At 72.9% G+C, this 21,405-nt stretch carries 22 protein-coding genes and 4 tRNA genes; 14 read left to right on the top strand and 12 right to left on the bottom strand.

Features of this window, described 5'->3' with window-relative positions; all coding sequences use genetic code 11:
• Position 1: 1 nt before the first annotated feature.
• Entirely contained in the window at positions 2-1,279 is a 1,278-nt protein-coding gene (locus SGUI_RS05995; RefSeq protein ID WP_066642893.1) for an MFS transporter, read from the bottom strand.
• Between the two features lie 140 nt (positions 1,280-1,419).
• Positions 1,420-2,895 carry a MocR-like transcription factor YczR gene (yczR, locus tag SGUI_RS05990; RefSeq protein ID WP_066637524.1) on the bottom strand — a complete coding sequence of 492 codons (1,476 nt, stop codon included), beginning with the start codon at positions 2,893-2,895 and terminating at the stop codon, positions 1,420-1,422.
• Between the two features lie 106 nt (positions 2,896-3,001).
• Between yczR and yczE the strand changes: the two genes are divergently transcribed.
• A complete protein-coding gene (gene yczE, locus SGUI_RS05985; RefSeq protein WP_066637522.1) occupies positions 3,002-3,715 on the top strand; it encodes a membrane protein YczE in 714 nt (237 codons plus the stop codon).
• Positions 3,716-3,727: 12 nt separating this feature from the next.
• Here the strand turns inward: yczE and SGUI_RS05980 are convergent, their stop codons facing one another.
• The gene (locus SGUI_RS05980) at positions 3,728-4,009 is read right to left on the bottom strand and encodes a DUF7218 family protein (RefSeq protein ID WP_066637520.1); all 282 of its coding nucleotides are present in this window, start codon (positions 4,007-4,009) and stop codon (positions 3,728-3,730) included.
• 34 nt (positions 4,010-4,043) lie between these two features.
• Between SGUI_RS05980 and SGUI_RS05975 the strand changes: the two genes are divergently transcribed.
• From SGUI_RS05975 to SGUI_RS05950, 6 genes are all read left to right on the top strand, one after another.
• On the top strand, positions 4,044-4,841 hold the full coding sequence (locus SGUI_RS05975; RefSeq protein ID WP_066637517.1) for an LLM class F420-dependent oxidoreductase: 798 nt from the start codon (positions 4,044-4,046) through the stop codon (positions 4,839-4,841).
• A gap of 18 nt (positions 4,842-4,859) precedes the next feature.
• Positions 4,860-5,654, top strand: coding sequence for a ribonuclease PH (rph, locus tag SGUI_RS05970; protein ID WP_066637509.1), 795 nt, complete (start codon positions 4,860-4,862; stop codon positions 5,652-5,654).
• Positions 5,648-6,280 (top strand): RdgB/HAM1 family non-canonical purine NTP pyrophosphatase, encoded by a 633-nt coding sequence (gene rdgB, locus SGUI_RS05965; protein ID WP_066637507.1) that lies wholly within the window; start codon positions 5,648-5,650, stop codon positions 6,278-6,280. The genes rph and rdgB overlap by 7 nt, the downstream gene beginning before the upstream one ends.
• A gap of 62 nt (positions 6,281-6,342) precedes the next feature.
• On the top strand, positions 6,343-7,437 hold the full coding sequence (thrC, locus tag SGUI_RS05960) for a threonine synthase (RefSeq protein WP_066637498.1): 1,095 nt from the start codon (positions 6,343-6,345) through the stop codon (positions 7,435-7,437).
• Positions 7,437-8,387, top strand: coding sequence for a homoserine kinase (locus SGUI_RS05955; protein WP_066637496.1), 951 nt, complete (start codon positions 7,437-7,439; stop codon positions 8,385-8,387). Before thrC ends, SGUI_RS05955 begins: the two co-directional genes overlap by 1 nt.
• Before the next feature lie 12 nt (positions 8,388-8,399).
• A tRNA-Leu gene (locus SGUI_RS05950) sits at positions 8,400-8,481 on the top strand.
• A 25-nt stretch (positions 8,482-8,506) separates the two neighbouring features.
• Here the strand turns inward: SGUI_RS05950 and bcp are convergent.
• Positions 8,507-8,989, bottom strand: coding sequence for a thioredoxin-dependent thiol peroxidase (bcp, locus tag SGUI_RS05945; RefSeq protein ID WP_066637494.1), 483 nt, complete (start codon positions 8,987-8,989; stop codon positions 8,507-8,509).
• An 88-nt stretch (positions 8,990-9,077) separates the two neighbouring features.
• Between bcp and SGUI_RS05940 the strand changes: the two genes are divergently transcribed.
• Positions 9,078-9,356 (top strand): DUF3618 domain-containing protein, encoded by a 279-nt coding sequence (locus SGUI_RS05940; protein ID WP_066637492.1) that lies wholly within the window; start codon positions 9,078-9,080, stop codon positions 9,354-9,356.
• A 27-nt stretch (positions 9,357-9,383) separates the two neighbouring features.
• On the opposite strand, the gene SGUI_RS05935 is transcribed toward SGUI_RS05940, so the two are convergent.
• The 4 genes from SGUI_RS05935 to tdh form a co-directional block, all read right to left on the bottom strand.
• Entirely contained in the window at positions 9,384-11,381 is a 1,998-nt protein-coding gene (locus SGUI_RS05935; protein ID WP_066637490.1) for a heavy metal translocating P-type ATPase, read from the bottom strand.
• Positions 11,382-11,575: 194 nt separating this feature from the next.
• A complete protein-coding gene (locus SGUI_RS05930) occupies positions 11,576-12,046 on the bottom strand; it encodes a hypothetical protein (protein ID WP_066637487.1) in 471 nt (156 codons plus the stop codon).
• Positions 12,047-12,133: 87 nt separating this feature from the next.
• Positions 12,134-13,327, bottom strand: coding sequence for a glycine C-acetyltransferase (locus SGUI_RS05925; protein ID WP_066637484.1), 1,194 nt, complete (start codon positions 13,325-13,327; stop codon positions 12,134-12,136).
• 10 nt (positions 13,328-13,337) lie between these two features.
• The gene (tdh, locus tag SGUI_RS05920; RefSeq protein ID WP_066637481.1) at positions 13,338-14,390 is read right to left on the bottom strand and encodes an L-threonine 3-dehydrogenase; all 1,053 of its coding nucleotides are present in this window, start codon (positions 14,388-14,390) and stop codon (positions 13,338-13,340) included.
• Between the two features lie 69 nt (positions 14,391-14,459).
• Between tdh and SGUI_RS17355 the strand changes: the two genes are divergently transcribed.
• Positions 14,460-15,575, top strand: coding sequence for an NUDIX domain-containing protein (locus SGUI_RS17355; RefSeq protein ID WP_191090952.1), 1,116 nt, complete (start codon positions 14,460-14,462; stop codon positions 15,573-15,575).
• 138 nt (positions 15,576-15,713) lie between these two features.
• Positions 15,714-15,786 (top strand) — tRNA-Lys (locus tag SGUI_RS05910).
• Between the two features lie 61 nt (positions 15,787-15,847).
• Here the strand turns inward: SGUI_RS05910 and SGUI_RS05905 are convergent.
• Positions 15,848-16,498: a DUF1801 domain-containing protein gene (locus SGUI_RS05905; protein WP_237141462.1), complete on the bottom strand. Its 651-nt coding sequence runs from the start codon at positions 16,496-16,498 to the stop codon at positions 15,848-15,850.
• Between the two features lie 150 nt (positions 16,499-16,648).
• On the opposite strand from SGUI_RS05905, the gene SGUI_RS05900 reads away from it, so the two are divergent.
• Together SGUI_RS05900 and SGUI_RS05895 are read left to right on the top strand one after the other, a co-directional pair.
• Positions 16,649-17,674, top strand: coding sequence for a YihY/virulence factor BrkB family protein (locus tag SGUI_RS05900; protein WP_066637477.1), 1,026 nt, complete (start codon positions 16,649-16,651; stop codon positions 17,672-17,674).
• Positions 17,675-17,777: 103 nt separating this feature from the next.
• Positions 17,778-17,850: transfer RNA gene (locus SGUI_RS05895), tRNA-His, on the top strand.
• A 71-nt stretch (positions 17,851-17,921) separates the two neighbouring features.
• On the opposite strand, the gene orn is transcribed toward SGUI_RS05895, so the two are convergent.
• Positions 17,922-18,497, bottom strand: a complete 576-nt coding sequence (orn, locus tag SGUI_RS05890; protein WP_237141498.1) for an oligoribonuclease — start codon at positions 18,495-18,497, stop codon at positions 17,922-17,924.
• 78 nt (positions 18,498-18,575) lie between these two features.
• Between orn and SGUI_RS05885 the strand changes: the two genes are divergently transcribed.
• A complete protein-coding gene (locus tag SGUI_RS05885; RefSeq protein ID WP_083190525.1) occupies positions 18,576-19,805 on the top strand; it encodes a PrsW family intramembrane metalloprotease in 1,230 nt (409 codons plus the stop codon).
• A 9-nt stretch (positions 19,806-19,814) separates the two neighbouring features.
• Here SGUI_RS05885 and SGUI_RS05880 read toward each other — a convergent pair whose 3' ends face one another.
• Positions 19,815-20,045 (bottom strand): hypothetical protein, encoded by a 231-nt coding sequence (locus SGUI_RS05880; protein WP_066637471.1) that lies wholly within the window; start codon positions 20,043-20,045, stop codon positions 19,815-19,817.
• Between the two features lie 92 nt (positions 20,046-20,137).
• Positions 20,138-20,210: transfer RNA gene (locus tag SGUI_RS05875), tRNA-Arg, on the bottom strand.
• Between the two features lie 44 nt (positions 20,211-20,254).
• Here SGUI_RS05875 and tyrA point away from each other — a divergent pair.
• Entirely contained in the window at positions 20,255-21,397 is a 1,143-nt protein-coding gene (tyrA, locus tag SGUI_RS05870; protein ID WP_066637468.1) for a bifunctional chorismate mutase/prephenate dehydrogenase, read from the top strand.
• The last annotated feature ends 8 nt before the right edge of the window (positions 21,398-21,405 follow it).

Genomic DNA, 21,405 nt, shown 5'->3' with positions numbered 1-21,405 from the left:
CCTAGCTCGTCGCAGCGACCGGCGACGGGGCCTCCTGGTCCTTCGCCTCGGGCTGACGGGCGGCACCGAGGGCGCGTCGCACCGCACCGGCCCCGGTCCAGGCAAGGGTCGTGGCGAGCAGCGTCGCGGCGATGGTGACGGCGAAGGCGGGACGGTGCCCGCCCAGGTCGGCGAAGCGGCCCGCGAGGGCGGCGCCCAGGGCATACCCGGTGCCGGTCGTGGCCGCCAGCGTGGTCATCGCCCCACCGAGCCGGCGCACGGGGGTATTGCGCTCGGCCAGCGTGAAGGTCGTGATCATCGACGGCGCAATGGCCACGCCGAGGGCCAGCAGCGCCACGGCCAGCGCGGTCAGTGAGCCGACCAGCAGCAGCGGCAGCGCGAGCACGACCAGGGCGCTGGTGAAGATCCGCAGGCGGCGCACGTGCCCGACGTGCTCCGGCAGGGCCACGACGGCCAGCCCCGCCAGGACGCTGCCGACGCCGAGCAGGGCGTGGAGCAGGCCGGTGAGGCCGGGCGCCCCGGCCTGGGTCGCGAGCACCGACGTGCCGGTCTGGATGGACCCGAAGATCATGCCGATGCTCAGCTGGACGCCCGCGAGCACGAGCAGGGCCGGCGTGACCAGACGGCCGCGGCCGGCGCGCGAGCCGGTGTCCCTGCCGACGAGGGTGACTGTCGGGTGCAGGGCGAACCACGTGCCGAAGGCGCCGAGGAGCAGGGCCGCGACGACGAGCGAGGTCACCGGTGCGGCGATCGCGACGATGACGCCGACGACCGCCGGGCCGAGGACGAAGGACGCCTCGTCCGCCGCGCCCTCGTAGGAGAAGGCGGCATCCATGAGCCGCGGCTCGGCGCCCCGTCGGCCGGTGGCGCTGATCGGCCGCCACCGGACCCGGGCCATGGTGCCCACCTGCGGCAGGAAGACCCCGGCGAGCGCGGCCACGACGGGCAGCGGCCACCACGGCTCGCCGGGTCCGGCGCCGAGCGTGAGGACGGCCAGCGCCAGCAGGCCGAGGGTCCCGAGCACGCTCTGGGTCACGAGCACCGGGCGTTGCCCCACCCGGTCGGTGAGCGCCCCGGCGACCGGGGAGCCGACGGCGTTGGCGACGGCGAGCGCACCCGCGGTCATGCCGCCGGCGGCGTAGGAGCCGGTGGCGCCGGAGACGGCGAGCAGCGCGGCGATCTGGGACATGGCCAGCGGGAGCCGCGCGACGAAGGCGACCAGGACGTATACCGGGCCGGTGAGCGCGAAGAGCTGGCGGTAGGACTGGACGGGTGACACGGGGTATGCCTCTCGCATCGGTCCGTGCTGGGACGGACGCGCGCGCCGTCCCAGCCACCCGGCGCGCAGAACCCTGGTCAATCGCCTCCAGTCTATCTCGTCCGGCAGGGGGCGCTCGTCTGGCGGCGGTGAGGCCACCGTCAGGCGATGATGCGACGCGCGACCGACTGACGACCTCCCCGCTCTTCCCGTGCGAGGGTGACGTGGCCCGCCTGCACGTCCGCCCATGCCTGGGCGAGGCGAGGGGCGACCTGCTCGAGCTGGTCCCGGCCGAGCACGTAGGGGAGCCTGACCCATCCGTCGAGCCCACCGCCCGCGGCGAAGTTCGGGCCGGAGGCGAGCGCGACGTCGTACGCCCGTGCCGCGGTCGCCAGCGCGGTCGACCCCGAGTGAGGCAGGGCGCACCACAGGGCCATGCCACCCTTGGGCACCCGCACCCGCCACTCCGGCAGGTACTCGCGCAGGCCGGCCAGCAGGATCTCGCGGCCCTCCAGCAGCCGGGCGTGCTGCTGCGGCAGGATCTCGTCCGACGCCTGCAGCATCCGGGCGGCGACCAGCTGCTCGAGCACCGGCACGCCCAGGTCCAGCTTGAGCCGGCTCGCCGCCATGTCCTCGGCGCGGCCGCGGGGCACCCGCAGCCAGCCGACTCGGAGGCCGCCCCAGAGCCACTTGCTCACGCTGCCGACGGTGATCGCGTCCGGGACGTGCCGGCCCAGCGGCTCGGGCACCGGCTGTCCGTCCAGCGGAAGGTCGACGATGGACTCATCGATGATCGGTACGACCGACGCGGCACGCAGCATCCGGCCGACCTCCGCCCGCTGATGGCTCGGCATGAGGGCGCCGGTCGGGTTGTGGAAGTCGGGGATGAGGTAGGCCACCCGGGCACCGCTCTGGCGCAGCGCCCGCCCCAGGCCACCGACGTCCCAGTCGTCGCGCTCGTGGTCGATCGGGTGGGCCACGATGCGCGCACCGGCGCCCTCGAGGGTGGCGATCGCGTTGGGATAGGTGGGGGTCTCGACGAGCACCCGTTCGCGCTGGGGGAGCAGTCCCCGGGCGGCGATCGCCACGCCGGCCAGGGCACCGGGCGCGACGATGACCTGGTCCGGCGTCGTGGCCAGACCGCGTGCCGAGTACCTGGCGGCGACGACCTCGCGGAGGACGGGCACACCCCCGGGGTAGTAGCCGGTGCCGGGCAGATAGGCGGCGAGTTCCTCCAGGGCCTGCTCGTATGCCTCCGAGGTGCCGCCCGGCGCCCCGGCAGCGGTGCAGGTCAGGTCGATGGCGCCGTCGCTGAGGGCCGAGGGCGTCAGGAGGTGGTCGATCCGCCCGCCCGGCACGTCGGGCACCTGGACGACGCTCCCCGAGCCGCGGCGGGTGCGCAGGTATCCCTGGGCGCGCAGCTCGGTGTAGGCACGGGTCACCGTGGTGCGGCTGAGACCGAGCGGGCCCGGCAGGTCGCGCTCGGAGGGGAGCCGGCTGCCCTCGGGCAGCCGTCCGTCGGCGATGAGGTGCCGCAGCGCCTCGGTGAGGCGCCCGTAGGTCGGGTCGGACGACTCCGCAGTCAGGGCCGGCGCCACGAGGTCGGCGACGGTGCGGGCGGTGAGGACACGAGGCATACCTCCACTGTGGCGCCCAGGTGGCTATCTCGTCCATAGCCAATCTGTGTCCACTGCCTCCGAAGTGGCTATGGACCGCGTAGCCAGTTGCGCGCACCATGACGATATGAGCATCCTCACCCATGTGGAGAACTCCCGGACCGTGGCCGGCGCCCGGCGCCGCGCGGCCGACCCGCGCCGGCAGCTCGCGGCGCTCGGTCCGGTCGAGCAGCTGCGCGCCGGCCGGCTCGGCCGACGGGTCCTGCAGCTGCTCGTCGGGCTGACGCTCTACGGCGCCTCGATCGGCCTCATGGTGCGCGGGGTGCTGGGCAACATGCCGTGGGACGTGCTGCACCAGGGGGTCGCGCGGCAGGTGCCGCTCAGCCTCGGCGTCATCATCATCGTCGTGTCGGTGCTCGTGCTGCTCCTGTGGATCCCGCTGCGGCAGCCGCCGGGCCTGGGCACGATCGCCAACGCGCTGCTCGTCGGCGTGGCGGCCGATGCGACGCTGTGGCTGATCGCGCCGGGGGAGGGCTGGCTCCAGCGCGGCGCGCTCATGGCCGCGGGCGTGCTGCTCAACGGGGTGGCGAGCGCGATGTACATCGGTGCCCAGCTCGGGCCGGGTCCCCGCGATGGGCTCATGACGGGCCTGGCGCGGCGCACCGGGTGGTCGCTGCGGCTGGTGCGCACCGGCATCGAGGTCACCGTCATCGCGCTCGGCTGGCTGCTGGGGGGCGTCGTCGGGCTCGGCACCGTGGTGTATGCCGTCGCGATCGGACCGCTGACCCAGGCGCTGCTGCCGTGGTTCACCGTCGACCTCACGCGGGCCGGGCGGCGCTGAGGCCGGCCCGGGTCAGTGGTCGCGCAGCGCCTCGATGAGCTCGTCCTTGGTCATCGAGGAGCGACCCTCGACGTCCAGCTCGGCCGCCCGCTCGCGCAGCTCCTCGACGGTGCGGTCCTCGTAGTCCGAGGCCTCGCCGCCGCGCTCGCCGACGTCGGAGCGCGAGCTCGCCGCGGCCGCGTTGGAGATCCGCGCGGCCTTCTCCTTGCTCGCGCCGTCCTCGCGCAGCGACTCGTACATCTCCGGGTCCTTGACGCTCGGGCCGGGGTCGTCCTGGGTGTTCTCGCCTGCCATGCGGCCGACGGTATGCCGTGCCACGCTGGGCCGCATGGCGAAGACCCCCGACCGACCGGTCCGACTCGGCGTGCAGCTCCAGCCCCAGCACGCGGCATACCCGAAGATCCGGGACACCCTCGCCCGGCTGGAGGACGCGGGGGTCGACATGGTGACCACCTGGGACCACTTCTTCCCGCTCACCGGCGAGCCGGACGGGCTGCACTTCGAGTGCTGGACCACCCTGGGCGCCTGGGCCGAGCAGACCTCGCGGGTCGAGATCGGGGCGCTCGTGACCTGCAACTCCTACCGCAACCCGGACCTGCTGGCCGACATGGCGCGGACGGTCGACAACATCAGCGACGGGCGGCTGGTCCTGGGCATCGGGTCGGGCTGGTTCGAGCGCGACTACACCGAGTACGGCTACGACTTCGGGACGGCGGGCTCGCGGCTGGACGACCTGGCGGCCGCGATGCCGCGCATCCGCGACCGCTGGGCCCGGCTCAACCCGCCGCCGACCCGCGAGATACCGGTGATGATCGGCGGTGGGGGCGAGAAGAAGACGCTGCGGATCGTCGCCGAGCACGCGACCATCTGGCACTCCTTCAGCGACGCCGAGACGCTGCGGCACAAGCTGGGCGTGCTGCGCGAGCACGGCGAGGCGGTCGGGCGCGACGTCGACGAGATCGAGGTGTCCGTCGGGGGCGGCTCGGTGCAGCAGGCGCCCGGCGAGACCGCCGACGCCCTGTATGCCGAGGGGGCCCGGCTCTTCACCGTCTCCACGAGCGGGCCGGACCACCCGCTGGACGAGCTGCAGGCCTGGCTGGACTGGCGGGACGAGCGCAACGGCTGAGCGCATACCCTGGCTGCCATGACCTCACGCCATGACGGCCGCAGCGCCGACCAGCTCCGCGAGATCCGGATCACCCGCAACTGGCTCGACCACGCCGAGGGCAGCGTGCTCGTGGAGTTCGGGAGGACCCGGGTGCTCTGCGCCGCGTCCTTCACCGCCGGCGTGCCGCGCTGGCGCAAGGGCAGCGGCCTGGGCTGGACCACCGCGGAGTACGCCATGCTCCCGCGCTCCACCCACACCCGCTCCGACCGCGAGTCGGTCAAGGGCCGGCTCGGCGGCCGCACCCACGAGATCAGCCGGCTCATCGGGCGCTCGCTGCGCGCCGTCGTCGACCTGAAGTCGTTGGGGGAGAACACCATCCAGCTCGACTGCGACGTGCTGCAGGCCGACGGTGGCACCCGCACCGCCGCGATCACCGGTGCCTACGTCGCGCTCGTCGACGCCGTCGAGCAGGCCCGCGAGCAGGGGCTCATCGCCAAGAAGGCGGAGCCGATCACCGGCTCGGTCGCGGCCGTCAGCGTCGGCGTGGTCGACGGCGAGCCGGTGCTGGACCTGGACTACCCGGAGGACTCGACCGCCGAGACCGACATGAACGTCGTCATGACCGGCGACGGGCGCTTCATCGAGGTGCAGGGCACCGCCGAGGGCGTGCCCTTCGACCGGGAGCTGCTCGACGCGCTGCTCGACCTGGCCGCCGAGGGCTGCGCCGAGCTCACCGCCCGCCAGGCCGCCGCCTTCGGCGCCGACGACATGGGCGGGTCGGACTCGCACGAGGCCGGGGCCGACGTGGACCAGGGCCCGCCCACGTGGTGACCGACCGTCGGCTGGTGCTCGCCACGCGCAACCCCGGCAAGGTCGGCGAGCTGCGCGACATCCTCGCCGACGTGCTGGGGCGGACCGGGCTCGAGCTCGTCGGGCTGGACGCCTTCCCGGATCTCGAGGACGTCGTCGAGTCCGGCGTCACCTTCGCGCAGAACGCCCTGCTCAAGGCCCGGTATGCCGCGTCCTCCACCGGCGTGCCCGCCCTCGCCGACGACTCCGGCCTGGCGGTCGACGTCCTGGGCGGGGCGCCGGGGATCTTCTCCGCGCGCTGGTCCGGCCCGTTGGGGGAGGCCACCGGCCGCAGCAAGGACGAGGCCAACAACGACCTGCTCCTGGCCCAGCTGGCCGACGTCCCCGAAGAGCACCGCGGTGCGGGGTTCGTCTGCGCCGCCGCGCTGGTGCTGCCGGGGGGCGAGGAGGTCGTGCGCGAGGGCAGCTGCCGGGGCGTGCTGGGCCGCGAGCCGCGCGGCACGAACGGCTTCGGCTACGACCCGCTGCTCGTCCGGCCCGACGGCCGCACCCTGGCCGAGCACACCGCTGCGGAGAAGCACGCGATCTCCCACCGGGGCGAGGCCTTCAGCGCCCTGGCCCAGGACGTCGAGGCGCTGCTCGACTGACGGGACCCACCCCATACCCTTGGTCCCTGACCCGTGGTCAAGCACGAAGGAACTGACGACCCATGGCCCACCAGTGGCGCGGCGTGATCGCCGAGTATGCCGACCGCCTGCCCGCCTCGATCACCGAGCAGGTCGTGACCCTGCGCGAGGGCGGGACGCCGCTCATCCCCGCCGAGCACCTCAGCGAGCTCGTGGGCGCGCAGGTCCACGTGAAGTACGAGGGCCTCAACCCCACCGGCTCCTTCAAGGACCGCGGCATGACCGCGGCCATCAGCGACGCCGCGCGGCAGGGGGCCAAGGCCGTCATCTGCGCCTCGACGGGCAACACCAGCGCGAGCGCGGCCGCCTACGCCACCAAGGCGGGCATGGAGTGCGGCGTGCTCGTGCCCGAGGGCAAGATCGCCATCGGCAAGCTGAGCCAGGCGATCGCCGGCGGCGCGACCCTCATCCAGGTGCAGGGCAACTTCGACGACTGCCTGACGGTGGCCCGCAAGCTGGCCGAGGCCTACCCCGTCGAGCTCGTCAACTCGGTCAACCCGGCCCGCATCGAGGGGCAGAAGACCGCGGCCTTCGAGGTCGTGGACGCGCTCGGCGACGCCCCCGACATCCACTGCCTGCCGGTCGGCAACGCGGGCAACATCACCGCCTACTGGAAGGGTTACGGCGAGTATGCCGATCCCGGCGCCCCCGGTGCCGGCGGCGAGGCCCCGGCCTCGCACCGGCCGCAGATGTGGGGCTTCCAGGCCGCCGGGGCGGCGCCGATCGTGCAGGGCCACCCGGTCGGTGACCCGGAGACCATCGCCACCGCGATCCGCATCGGCAACCCGGCCTCGTGGGAGCAGGCCGAGGCCGCCCGCGACGAGTCGGGCGGTGTCATCGAGGCGGTGACGGACGAGGAGATCCTCGCCGCGCACCGGCTGCTGTCCTCGCGCGAGGGGATCTTCGTCGAGCCCGCGTCGGCCGCCTCGGTCGCCGGGCTGCTCAAGCGGCACGCCGCCGGGCACGTCCCGGCCGGGGCCACGATCGTCTGCACGGTCACCGGGCACGGGCTCAAGGACCCGCAGTGGGCGCTCAAGGGCGCCGACGGCAGCGACATCGACCCGGTGCGCGTCTCGGTCGACGTCGTGAGCGTCGCCGACGCCCTCGGGCTGGGGTGATGGCGCCGCTGACGCCCGGCGCGACCGCCCGGGTGCGGGTGCCCGCCAGCAGCGCCAACCTCGGGCCCGGCTTCGACAGCATCGGGCTCGCCCTCGGCATCTGGGACGAGTATGCCGTCGAGGTCCTCCCCGAGCCCGGCGCCCTGGAGCTCGTGCTCGCGGGCGAGGGGGCGGGCGACCTGCCCGCGGACGAGCGGCACCTCGTCGCGACCCGGCTGCGCGAGGCGCTGCAGGCGTGCGGCGTCGACTGGCTCTCGGGCTACGGCCTGCGGCTGACCTGCGCCAACACCATCCCCATGGCCGCCGGCCTGGGCAGCTCGGCGACCGCGATCGTGGGCGGCCTCGGGCTGGGCTTCGCGCTGGTGCGCGAGGGGGCGCTGACCGAGGCCGACCTGGGCCTGATCAACACCCACGCCGGCGTCGCCGAGGGGCACCCCGACAACTCCTCGGCCTCCGTCTACGGCGGGCTCACGGTCTCCTGGATGCCGGCCGCCCAGGTGGTCCGGACCGCCCGGCCGCCGCTGCACCCGGACGTCGTGCCGGTGGTGCTGCTGCCGGAGGGGCAGCGGCTGGACACCGCCACCGCCCGTGCGGTGCTGACGCCCACGGTCCCCCGCCAGGACGCCGTGCGGCAGGCGGGGCGGGCGGCGCTGCTCGTGCACGCCCTGACCAGCGAGCCGACGCTGCTCCTGGACGCCACGAGCGACTGGCTGCACCAGGAGCAGCGGCGCGAGGCCTACCCGGTCACCATGGGCGCCGTCGACACGCTGCGGACCCTCGGGCACGCCGCGGTCGTGTCCGGGGCCGGCCCGACCGTGCTCTGCCTCACGACGGGCGACCTCGTCGACACCGTGCTCGCCGAGACCCGCTCGTGGGGGCGCGGCTGGCGGGTGCTGACCCCGGGCATACCCGAGGCAGGGCTGCACGCGGTCACCGACGCCGCTGGCTAGGCTGGTCCCTCCGCGCTCGTGGTGGAACTGGTAGACACGCAGGATTTAGGTTCCTGTGCCTCCGGGTGTGCGGGTTCGAGTCCCGCCGAGCGCACCGATCTCTCGTCGCAGGTATGCCCTCAGCCGGCTCCGGGCAGCTCCACGCCGAGCTGCTTGGCCAGGGAGGTGACGTGGCCCTTGGCGCGCACGTTGTACTTCGCGACCTCGACCACGCCCTCCTCGTCGAGGACGAAGGTCGAGCGGATGACGCCGACGACCGTCTTGCCGTAGTTCTGCTTCTCGCCGTAGGCGCCGTAGGCGGTGAGCATCTCCTTGTCCTCGTCGGAGACGAGCGGGAAGCCCAGCGACTCCTGGTCGGCGAACGTCGCGAGCTTGTCGACCGGGTCCGGGGAGACGCCGACGACGGCATACCCCTCCCGGGTGAAGACCGCCTCGTTGTCGCGGAAGTCGCAGGCCTGCGTGGTGCAGCCCGGGGTCATCGCCGCGGGGTAGACGTAGAGGATGACCTTGCGCCCGGCGAGGTCGGAGAGGCTGAGCTCGCCGCCATCGGCGGTGGGGAGGGTCCAGGTGGGGGCGGGCTGACCGGGCTCGAGACGGGGCACGGAGGTCCTTTCGACGTCACCAACAGGGAGGGCCTAAGTTATCGTCTCTGCAGACCGCACCACGACTTCGACCCGAGGACTCCCGCACATGGCCAACAAGCAGCCTTCCCGCTCCGTCAAGGAGATCGAGGCCGACATCTCGGCGACCCGCAGCCGGCTCGCCCGCACCGTCGACGAGCTGACCTACCGGGTCAGCCCGGACACGATCAAGGCCAACGCGATCGCCTCGCTCAAGGGCAAGGTCAACGACGCGACGATGGACAGCGAGGGCAACCCCCGCTACGACCGCCTCGCGACCGTGCTCGGGGGCGTCGCCGTCGTCGCCGTCACGCTCGGCGGCCTGCGCCGCATCTTCAACCGCAGCTGAGGGATCTGCCGCCCGCCCCCGTGCAGCTCAGGCCCGGTCCTGGGTGGTGCCCGCGCCGGGGGTGAGGTCGAGGCGGCGCAGCAGCTGGGCGTTGAGCGCCACGACCACGGTCGAGGCGGACATGAGCAGGGCGCCGACGCTCATGGGGAGCACGAAGCCGATCGGTGCCAGGACCCCGGCCGCGAGCGGCACCGAGACGAGGTTGTAGCCGGCGGCCCACCAGAGGTTCTGGGTCATCTTGCGGTAGCTCGCGCGCGACAGCTGGCGCACCGACAGGACCGAGCGGGGGTCGGAGCTCGCCAGCACCACGCCGGCCGACCCGATCGCGACGTCGGTGCCGGCCCCGATCGCCAGGCCGACGTCGGCCTGGGCCAGGGCCGGGGCGTCGTTGACCCCGTCGCCGACCATGGCCACCCTGCGGCCCTCCTGCTGCAGCTCGGCCACCTTGTCGGACTTGTCCTGCGGCCGCACCCCGGCGAAGACCCGGTCGATGCCGAGCTGCCGGGCGACCTCGTCGGCGACGGCCTGGGCGTCGCCCGTGATCATCACCACGTCCACCCCGTCCGCGTGCAGCGCGTCCACCGCCTCGCGTGACTCGGGGCGTATGCCGTCGGCCAGCCGGAGCGCACCGATCACCTCACCGTCGCGCACGACGTGCAGGATGATCGCGCCCTCCTCGCGCCAGGAGTCGGCGACCGGCAGCTCGGACAGGCTCTCCTGCTCGAGGAGGGAGGGGCCGCCGACCTGCACCGTCGCGGTCTCGACCCTGGCGCGCACGCCGACGGCGGGGGAGGAGCTGAAGTCGTCGGCGGCGGGCACCTCGAGGTCCTTCTCCTCCGCCGCGCCCTGGATCGCGCGGGCCAGCGGGTGCTCGCTGTCCGACTCGGCGGCCGCCGCGAGCCGGAGCACCTCGTCCTCGTCGTGCCCCTCGGCCGGCTCGACGGCCGTCACCGTGGGCTCGCCCTCGGTCAGCGTGCCGGTCTTGTCGAAGAGCACCGTGTCGATGGTGCGCATGGACTCCAGCGCCAGCCGGTCGGTGACGAGCACCCCGGCCCGGGCCGCGCGCTCGGTGGCGATCGAGACCACCAGCGGGATCGCCAGGCCCAGCGCGTGCGGGCAGGCGATGACGAGGACGGTGATCGCCCGCACGACGGCCGAGTCGGGCATACCGAGGGAGGACCAGACCATCGCGGTGATGACCGCCGCGGTCAGCGCGAACCAGAACAACCACCCGGCCGCGCGGTCCGCGAGCCGCTGGGTCCGGGTCGAGGACTCCTGGGCGTCGGACACGAGCCGCTGGATGCCGGCCAGGGTCGTCTCGTCGCCGGTGGCGGTGACCTCGACCCGCAGCCCGGAGTCGGTGGCCACGGTGCCGGCCACGACGTCGTCGCCCTGCTCGCGGCGCACCGGGGTGGACTCGCCGGTGACCATGGACTCGTCCATGCTCGCGGACCCGTCGACGATCCGGCCGTCCGCCGGCACCGAGGCGCCGGGCCGCACCAGGACGACGTCGCCGACCTCGAGCTCGGCGGGGGAGACCGTGACCGTGGTGTCGCCCTCGACCCGCTCCGCCTCGTCCGGGAGCAGCGCGGCCAGGCTGTCCAGCGCCGAGCTGGTGGCGGCGAGCGAGCGCATCTCGATCCAGTGGCCGAGGAGCATGATGACGACGAGCAGGGCCAGCTCCCACCAGAAGTCGAGGCTGGCGTCGAGCAGACCGAGCGTCGCGCCCCACGAGGCGAGGAAGGCGACGGTGATCGCCGTGCCGATGAGCAGCATCATCCCCGGCTGGCGCGACCGGAGCTCCGAGACGGCGCCGGTGAGGAACGGGCGCCCGCCCCAGGCATACATCACCGTGCCGAGCAGCGGGGAGATCCAGGTCAGGCCCGGCACGTCGGGCAGGTGGTAGCCCACGAGGTGCGCGAAGGCGCCGCTCGCGAGCACCGTGGGCACCGCGAGGACGAGCATGATCCAGAAGAGCCGGCGGAACTGCCCGACATGGTCATCGTGGCCCTGGTGCTGCTCCATGCTGTCGAATCTATACCCCTAGGGGGTATCAGTCAACCACGACCCGACCTGGGCAAGGTTGTGCACGGGAGGCGCCGTCGAGAATGCTGCTTCAGGTGCACAACCTTGCCCAGGTTCGCTGAGCCGGCAGGCTGGTGCGCCCGAGATCGGGGGCGGGAGGCCTCGGGCGACGGGGTATGCCCGGCCGCGGCGGATCAGACGGCGCTGCCGCGCACCGTGAGGACGGGCCGGGTGCTGCTCACGTGCTCCGGGACGACCAGACCCATGGCGTTTCCGTAGTCCAGCCGCGGGCACACCAGGACCGTGTCACCGCGGCGGAACCCGGACGTGCCGCGGGGCAGCCCGACCCGCACGGTGACGTCGTCCCTGGTCAGCACGATCGCGTCGTCGCGATCCCCCGACGTGCTCACCCGCTCGACCGTCGTCCCGACCAGCGCAGACCCCGGTCGCCGGATCCAGACCGGCCCGAGGAAGAGGTACTGCACCAGCCCGATCCCGGCGAGCAGCGGGATGCCGAACCTGAGGGACTCGGCGAGCGGCCGGTCGAGCAGCCCGACCTGGAAGCCGAGGTAGAGCCCGAGGACGAGGAGGACCGAGAGCACCAGCAGGAGGCTCAGGCGCCGCGCCTCGGCCCGCACGATCCGCCGGGCCTCCCCCTCACTCATGTATGCCACGCAAACCGTGCGGCCGGTCGACGCAAACCGTGCGGCCGGTCGACGCAGACCGTGCGGCCGGTCGAGGGAGGGGGCACCTCAGCCGACGGCGTCGCGGGCGGCGACGAAGGCGTCGACGCAGGCGCGCACGTCCTCCTCGGAGTGCGAGGCGGACAGCTGGACCCGGATGCGGGCCTGGCCCTTGGGGACGACGGGGTAGGAGAAGGCGATGACGTAGACGCCGCGCTCGAGCATGGCGTCGGCGATCTGGCTGGCCTTGCGGGCGCCGTCCTCGCCGGGGAACATCACCGGCACGATCGCGTGCTCGCCGGGGAGCAGCTCGAAGCCGGCCTCGCCCATGAGCGCCCGGAAGAGCTCGGCGTTGCGCCGCAGCTGGGCCCGCGGCTCGTCGCTGTCCCGGGCGATCTCCAGCGCCTTGAGGGACCCCGCGACCACGGAGGGGGCGACCGCGTTGGAGAAGAGGTAGGGCCGGGCCCGCTGCTTGAGCAGGTCGACGATCTCCTGGTGCGCCGCGACGAAGCCGCCGCTGCCACCGCCGAGCGCCTTGCCCAGCGTCCCGGTGACGATGTCCACCCGGTCGATGACCCCGCACGCCTCGTGCGAGCCCCGGCCGCCCTCGCCCACGAAGCCGGTGGCGTGGCTGTCGTCGACCATGACCATCGCGCCGAACTCCTCGGCCAGGTCGCAGATCTGCCCCAGCGGCGCGAGGTAGCCGTCCATCGAGAAGGCGCCGTCGGTGACGACGAGCACCCGCCGCGCCCCGCCGTCCCGCGCGGCCTGCAGCTGGGTGCGCAGGTCGTCCATGTCGCGGTTGGCATACCGGAAGCGCGCCGCCTTGGACAGCCGGACGCCGTCGATGATCGAGGCGTGGTTGAGCTGGTCGGAGATGATCGCGTCGTCCTTGCCGCAGATGACCTCGAAGATGCCGCCGTTGGCGTCGAAGCAGGAGGGGAAGAGGATCGAGTCCTCGGACCCCAGGAAGTCGGCGATCGCGCGCTCCAGGTCGCGGTGCTGGGTCTGGGTGCCGCAGATGAAGCGCACCGAGGCCATCCCGAAGCCCCAGTCGTCCAGCGCCTGCCGGGCCGCCGCGACGACGTCGGGGTGGTCGGCCAGCCCGAGGTAGTTGTTGGCGCAGAAGTTCAGCGCCTCGCCGGAGGTCGTGGCGATGTGCGCCGACTGCGGCGTGGTGATCTGGCGTTCGGCCTTGGTGAGCCCATCTGCCTCGATCTGCGCGAGCTCCTCGCTCAGCTGGTCCTTGACATCGGCATACATCGTCTCGCTCCTAGCTCCAGTCCATGATGACCTTGCCGCCCTGACCCGAGCGGGCGGCGGCGAAGGCGTCCTGCCACCGGTCCGCGGGGAAGCGGTCGGTGATGACCGACCGCACGCGGTCGCGCAGCAGCCCGGAGGTCTGCAGCATGGCGGTCATCTTGTACCACGTCTCGTACATCTCGCGGCCGTAGATCCCCTTGAGGGTGATCATGTGCGAGATCACCTTGCCCCAGTCGATGGCGAACGGCTCGGCGGGTATGCCGAGCATCGCCACCTTGGCGCCGTGCGTGCAGTTGTCGATGAGCTCGGCCATCGCCCGCGGGTTGCCGGACATCTCCAGGACGACGTCGAAGCCCTCGGTCATCCCGAGCCGCTCCTGCGCCGCGGCGATGCGCTCGCGGGAGACGTCGACGCCGAGGTCCGCGCCGACGCTGCGCGCCAGCTGCAGCCGCGACTCCGAGACATCGGTGACCACGACATATCGCGCGCCGGCGTGCCGGGCGATCGCCGCGGCCATGACGCCGATCGGTCCGGCGCCGGTGATGAGCACGTCCTCACCCTCGAGCGGGAAGGACAGCGCGGTGTGCACGGCGTTGCCGAGCGGGTCGAAGACGGCGCCGAGGTCGGGGTCGATGAGCTCGGGCTGCACCCAGACGTTGCTGTGCGGCACGACGACGAAGTCGGCGAAGCAGCCGTCGCGGTTGACCCCGAGGTTGGAGGTGCGCACGCACATGTGGCGCCGGCCGGCGCGGCAGTTGCGGCAGACGCCGCAGACGACGTGGCCCTCGACCGAGCACCGCTGCCCGACCTGCAGGCCGTAGCGCTCGTCGGTCGGGACCCCCTCGCCGAGCTCGACGATCTCGCCGTAGAACTCGTGGCCGACGACCAGCGGCGGCTCGAGCATGGAGGCGGCCCAGTCGTCCCAGGCCTCGATGTGCAGGTCGGTGCCGCAGAGCCCGGCCCGCAGCACCCGGATCTTGACCTCGCCCGGCCCGGGCGGCGGCTCGGGCACGTCGGCGAGCTCGAGTCCCGGCCCGGCGCTGGGCTTGATCAGGGCGCGCATGGGTCCATCCTGACGTATGGGTCAGGTCGGCGGGCCGGGTGGGCGTCGGCGGGCGCATACAGTGGCGCGGTGGACGTGCGGACGCGGGTGGGGTGCTATGCCTGGATCGAGCGCGACGGCGCGGTGCTGCTGAGCCGGTGGCGCGGGATGACGCTCCCCGACGGTCGGGTGGCACGCCCCGGGTGGACCCTCGTCGGCGGCGGGATCGAGCCGGGGGAGACGCCGGAGCAGGCGGCGGTGCGCGAGGTGCACGAGGAGAGCGGGTATGCCGTGCGCCTCACCGGCGTCCTCACCACCGACGCGTGGAGCGGCCTGGACGACCTCGACCCGGCGGGGCAGACCGTCTGGCAGGCGGTGCGGATCGTCTTCACCGCCGAGGTGGTTGGGGGCCGGCTGACGGTCGAGACCGACGGCAGCAGCGACGACGTCCGGTGGGTGCCGCTGGAGGAGCTGGAGACCCTGCCCTGCCTCAGCCTGGTCGACACCGCCTGGCGGGCTGCCGGCGGTGCCGGACTGCCGGACCAGGCCCTCGGCTTCGGGGTGGTCGACGACCGCGAGGTCGCCCGCCTGCGCGAGCTGGTCGACCGGGCGCGGGGCGGCGAGGGGCGGACGGCGCCCGCGTCGGGCGACGCGGTCACGGTCGTGGCGGTCGACGGGCCGAGCGGCTCGGGCAAGACCGTGCTGGCGCGGGCGCTGGCCCGTGACCTCGGGGCGCCCCTGCTCCACATGGACGACCTCTACCCCGGCTGGGACGGGCTCGCGCAGGCCTCGGGGCTGCTGGCCGAGCAGGTGCTGGAGCCGCTCTCGCGCGGCGAGCGGGCGGCATACCGGCGCTGGGACTGGCACGCCGACGGCTGGGCGCCCGAGCCGGTGCCCGTCGAGGTGGAGCCGGGCGGGGTGCTCGTGGTCGAGGGGTGCGGCTCCAGCGTCGGACCGGCCGCGGAGCACGCGGCGGTCCGCGTCTGGGTCGAGGCCGAGGACGGGCTGCGCATGCGGCGCGGGATCGCCCGGGACGGCGAGACCTTCCGGCCGCACTGGGAGCGCTGGGCCGCCCAGGAGCAGCAGGTCTTCGACGCCGACCGGCCGCGCGAGCGCGCCGACCTGGTCATCGACACCACTCCCGACAAGCCCATTACCCCCACGAGCACCGACCCGTCGAGCCCCACCAACCCCACCAGCCCCTGACTGCCGGAATTCGACCACTCGAAACGTCGCCATGGCGACGATTCGAGAGGTCGAATTCGTGCGGGGCCGGGCGCGCGAACAGACGAGGCGCCGATTTCGTCGCCGGCCCGACCCGGTGGTAAAGTTCTTCGCTGTTGCGCGCCTATAGCTCAATTGGCAGAGCAGCTGACTCTTAATCAGCGGGTTCGGGGTTCGAGTCCCTGTGGGCGCACCGCATCGAGAGCGCCTCGGCATCACGCCGGGGCGCTCTTCGCATCCCCGGAGGTATGTCCTCAGCCCGCCCAGGCGGCGGCGACCAGCCGGCGCAGGGCGGTCTCGTCGACGTCCTCCAGCTGGTTGACGTAGATGCAGCCCTTGCCCAGCTTCGTCGTCCCGAGAGCGTCGACCAGGTCCTCGTGCGAGCCGTAGGACTGCAGGCCGTAGAGCGTGATCGCGCCCTTGCGCGGGGAGAATCCGACGCGCATGGTGTCGCCCTCGCGGCCGGTGGCGTACTGGTAGTGCGCCTCCCCGAACCCGACGATCGACGGGCCCCACATCCGCGGTGGCGCGCCGGTCACGTCCTCGAAGATCTCCAGCAGGCGCAGCCCCTGCTCGACCCGGCGCGGCCAGGGCAGCTGTGCGATCCACTCGCGCGCCGAGTCGCCCGACGGCGCGGTCTTCGCCTCCGCCGATCTGCCCGCCGCGAGCGGCGCCTCCCCGCGATCCGTGGCCGTCCACGAGGCGTGCCCGCCGTCCAGCGCGAGCCCCTCCTGCTCCATCGCCTCCTGGAGGCGAGTCAGCCCGACCTTCCCGACCCCGTGCAGGTGGAGGAGCGCCGTGCGCGACTGCCCGTCGAGGTCGGCCAGGGTGGTGAAGCCGGCCTCCGCCAGGGCCGAGCGCATCGGAGCGGACAGGCCGGGGGTCTCGGCGATCGTCATACTCATGAGCAGGAGCCTAGATCTCGGCACCGACAGACCTGGCCGACCGGCGCCGCCCTGACCGTGCACGCCCGCACGGGGTCGCGCCGCCCTGCCCCTGTCGGACCCGCGTGCCAGACTGGCCGACGTCACCGACAGCACGCACGAGAGGGCGCGATGAAGACCGACTGGAAGGTCGTGGGCAAGCGGACCCTGGCCGAGTTCACCGGCGACAAGGGCACCGACCTCGCTGCCGCGCTGACCTACTACTCGATGATGTCGATCTTCCCGATGATCCTCGCGATCTCGACCTCGCTGACCTTCATCGGCCAGGGCGACGCGACGAGCGAGGCCATCTCCGACCTGGGCAGCGACCTCGGGATGCAGGAGTCCACGATCTCCACGGTGCAGGAGTACCTCGCCAGCATGAGCGGCGCGGGCGGCGCCGGCGTGCTGCTCATCATCGGTCTGCTCGGCTCGCTGTGGTCGGCGTCGAACTATGTCAACGCCTTCAGCCGGATGATGAACACCGTCTACGGGGTCGAGGAGGGCCGGCCGATCTGGAAGCTGCGGCCCTGGCTGCTCGCGCTCACCGTGCTGGTGATGCTCCTGCTCATGACGATCGTGCTGTCGGTGACCCTCTCGGGCACCCTGTCCGAGGCGGTCTTCGGTCTCGTCGGCCTCGACGAGACCGCCACCACGGTCTGGAACATCGCCAAGTGGCCGGTCATCCTCGTCATCCTCATGACCATCGTCAGCCTGCTCTACTGGGGCACCCCCAACGTCCGGCAGCCCAAGTTCCGCCTGCTCGCGCCGGGCGCGATCCTCGCCGTCATCATGGCGATCCTGGCCGGGGCGGGTTTCTTCGTCTACGCCATGAACGCCGGCAGCTACAACGCCACCTACGGCGCCCTCGGTGGTGTCATCATCCTGCTGCTCATGGTCTGGCTCATCAACACCTCGCTGGTCATGGGGGCCGAGCTCGACGCCGAGATCGAGCGCGGCAAGGAGCTCGCCGCCGGGATGGCGGCCGAGGACGAGATCCTGCTGCCGCCGCGCGACGTGGAGGGCACGGAGAAGAAGGAGGCCAAGCAGGCCGAGGTGGTCCGCGAGGCGCGGGAGACCCGCATGCAGGCCGCCGCGGACCTCGAGGCGGCGGGGGAGGAGACCGGGCTGGAGGGTCGCGAGCCCTCGCGGCGTTGAGCCGTCCCCGCGTCCACGCTCCTGCTGACCGCCGCGTTTCTCGGGCACACCCCGGAGGCGCTACGATGGTCGGCGTTGCCCGGGCTCGCCCGCAGGCAGCATGGTGGGCGTAGCTCAGCAGGTAGAGCATCGCGTTGTGGTCGCGAGGGTCGCGGGTTCAAACCCCGTCGCTCACCCCGAGAGAAGGCCCCGGCAATCGTGCCGGGGCCTTCGTCGTGCTCGGGGCGTATGCCGATCGGCCGACCGATCAGGCCGGCGCCGCGCCCTCGGTGTGCCGCGCCGCGATCTCCTTGAGCGTGGTCGAGTCCAGCCCGGGCAGCTCGCGGAAGAGCGCCTCGCGGTAGTAGCGCAGCTCGGCGATGCTGTCCCGGATGTCGCCGAGCGCACGGTGGCCGCCGGTCTTGGCGGGGGCCATGTAGTAGGCGCGGGGGTACCACCGCTTGGCCAGCTCCTTGATCGAGGAGACGTCGACGATCCGGTAGTGCAGGTGCGCGTCCAGCTCGGGCATGTCGCGCGCGATGAAGGCACGGTCGGTGCTCACCGTGTTGCCGCCCAGCGGCGCCTTGCGCGCCTCCGGGACGTGCGCACGGACATACTCCAGGACCTGGCGCTGCGCCTCCTCCAGGGTGATGCCGCTCTCCAGCAGCGGGAGGAGCCCGGAGTCGGTGTGCATCGTGCGCACGAAGTCGCCCATCTGCTCCAGCGCCTCGTCCGGCGGCCGGATCACCACGTCGACGCCGTCACCGAGCACGGTCAGCTCGGAGTCGGTGACGAGGCAGGCCACCTCCACCAGCGCGTCCGCGACCGTGTCCAGGCCGGTCATCTCGCAGTCGATCCAGACGATCCGCTCACCACTCACGGCATCCAGGGTAGGCGCTCGTGTCCCGGTAGCCTCAGGCCCATGCTCTTCCAGCCCACTCCGCCGAGCAGCTCCCTGCCCGGCTCCTCCGCCGGCAGCGGCGCCCCCGGCACGTCCGGGGACTGGCACCAGGTGATGTCCTTCCAGCAGCCGCAGGGGCCGACGCCGCCCAACGCCACGCGGCGCCCGGTCATCCGTCGCGTGCTGCTCTGGAGCGCGGTGGTGAGCGTCTTCGGGCTGGCCGCGCTGGCCATGACCCTCATCGTCACCACGGCGGTCGGGCTGCAGGCCGCGATCCTCGGCATGCTGAGCGCCTCGCTCGCGCTGGGCATCGTCATACCCCTCTTCATCTGGGTCGACCGGCTCGAGGCCGAGCCCGCGCGCCTGCTGTGGTTCGCCTTCCTCTGGGGCGCGCTGATCTCCACGCTCGCGGCGCTGCTGCTCAACGAGATCGGCGTGGCGGTCCTCGCGGGCACCGGGGCCGACCCGCTCGTCGCGGGCGCAGTCCTGGTGGCCCCGCTCACCGAGGAGGTCGCCAAGGGACTCGGCGTGCTGCTGATCTTCCTCTTCGCCAGGCGGGAGTTCAACGGTGTCACCGACGGCATCGTGTATGCCGGGATCGTCGCCGCGGGCTTCGCCTTCGTCGAGAACATCCTCTACCTCGGGCAGACCTTCCTCGAGGCCGGCGCCCCCGGGCTGGTCGGGCTGTTCATCATGCGCTGCCTGGTCAGCCCGTTCGCCCACCCGATGTTCACCGTCTGCACCGGCCTGGCGCTCGGGCTGGTCGCCCACCGTCGCCGGGCCAGCTCCGCCTGGGTCGTGCTCGTCGGTCTGGCGTGCGCGGTCTTCCTGCACGCGCTGTTCAACTACAGCGCGGTCGCCGCCTCGGAGTACTACCTCGTGCTCTTCCTCGTCGTCCAGGTCCCGCTCTTCATCGCCTTCCTGCTGCTTCTGCGCTGGGCCCGCAACCGCGAGTCCCGGCTCATGCGCGACGCGCTCACGACCTACGGCATGGCCGGGTGGTACACCCCCGCCGAGGTCGCCATGCTCGCCAGCCCCGGCGAGCGTCGCCGGGCGCGCCGCTGGGCCGGCGGCGTCGGGGGCAAGCAGGCCGAGAAGGCGATGGAGGCCTTCCAGGACGAGAGCGGGGAGCTGGCGATGGTACGCAAGCACCTGATCTCCGGCGGCCCGGACCCGGTGTGGCAGGCGCGCGAGAAGCGGATCCTCGACGCCGTCACCGCGCACCGGCGGGTCTTCGTGCCCCAGGCCTGAGCGTCCTCCTCAGGCGTCGCGGGCCTCGACCTTGGGCTGGCTGATCTCGACCCCGGGGACCGAGAGGTCCTTGAGGGCCTTGGAGACGCCCGCCACCAGGCTGGAGGCGGCGCGCTCCTCCTCGCGGATGTCGTGCGGGGACAGCGAGTCGTCAGGGGTGTCCTGCTCGACCGACTCCACGAGGGCGTCCTCGTCGGTGATGTCGGCCTCCAGGCTGATGGTGAGGGTGTGCTTGCTCATGCCTCCAGCGTCCCCGATCGCGCCGGGGTGTGCGACCTGGACGGGCCCCGGGCGACGACCCGGTCGTGCCGGACCCGGCACCGTCCGATCGGTGCCCCCGGCGCGACTCGAACGCGCAACCGACGGATTAGAAGGCCGTTGCTCTATCCATTGAGCTACGGGGGCCGGAGCGTCCCAGTCTAGTGCGCGCTCCTCTAGGATCGGTCGCCATGAGCACACCCTCGGGGGCGCAGGAGGCCCTGGCGCCGCTGCGGGACCAGATCGACGACGTCGACGCCCAGGTGATGGAGCTGCTCGCGCGCCGGCTGGAGCTCGTCTCCCAGGTGGGGGAGGTCAAGGGGCGGCACGGGCTGCCGATCTACGACCCCGCGCGGGAACGCGCGATGATCGCCACGAAGCGCGAGCGCGCCGCCGAGCGCGGCCTGCCGCCCGACCTCGTCGAGGATGTGCTGCGCCGGTGCATGCGCGAGGCATACACCCACGAGAAGAACATGGGCTTCACCCGGCAGGCACCCGACCTCGGCCCGGTCGTGGTCGTCGGCGGGGCGGGGCGGATGGGCGCGCTGTGGGGGCGGATGTTCGCGCTGTCCGGGTATGACGTGCGCGTCGTCGAGCGCGACGACACCCCCGAGCAGGTGGCCGAGGCGGTCGACGGGGCGGGGGTGGTGCTCGTCTCGGTGCCGATCGCCGACACCCTCGACGTCGTGCGCGGGCTGCCGCCGCTGCCCGCCGACTGCCTGCTCGCCGACCTGACCTCCACCAAGCGCGAGGTCATGCGGGCGATGCTCGAGACCCACCCGGGACCGGTGCTGGGGCTGCACCCGATGTTCGGCCCGGACGTCGACAGCTTCGCCAAGCAGGTCGTGGCCGCCGTCCCCGGGCGCGAGCCGCAGGCCAGCACCTGGCTGGTCGAGCAGATCCGGCTCTGGGGCGCCCGGGTGCACGAGGTCGACGCCGACGAGCACGACCACGCGATGGGTCTCATCCAGGCGCTGCGCCACTTCTCGACCTTCGCCTACGGCTGGCACCTGGCGCACGAGGACCGCGACCTCGACACCCTCCTGGCGCTGTCCTCCCCGATCTACCGGCTCGAGCTCATCATGGTCGGCCGGCTCTTCGCCCAGGACGCCGAGCTCTACTTCGACATCATCACCGGCTCCTCGGACGCGCTGGAGCTCGTCGAGCGCTACCACGAGCGCTACGCACGAGCCATCGAGCTGCTGCGCACGGGCGACCGCGAGGCCTTCGTGCGGCAGTTCGGCGAGGTCGAGGAGTGGTTCGGCGAGCACGCCGAGCGCTTCCTCGGCGAGTCCAGGGCGCTGCTCGCGCACGCCGACGCCACGCGCAGCTGAGCGGCCCG

Origin of the sequence: Serinicoccus hydrothermalis (assembly GCF_001685415.1) — a bacterium.
Lineage (GTDB): Bacteria > Actinomycetota > Actinomycetes > Actinomycetales > Dermatophilaceae > Ornithinicoccus > Ornithinicoccus hydrothermalis.
The sequence above is the reverse complement of the archived record's forward strand: the minus strand, read 5'-3'. Positions and strand labels throughout refer to the sequence as shown.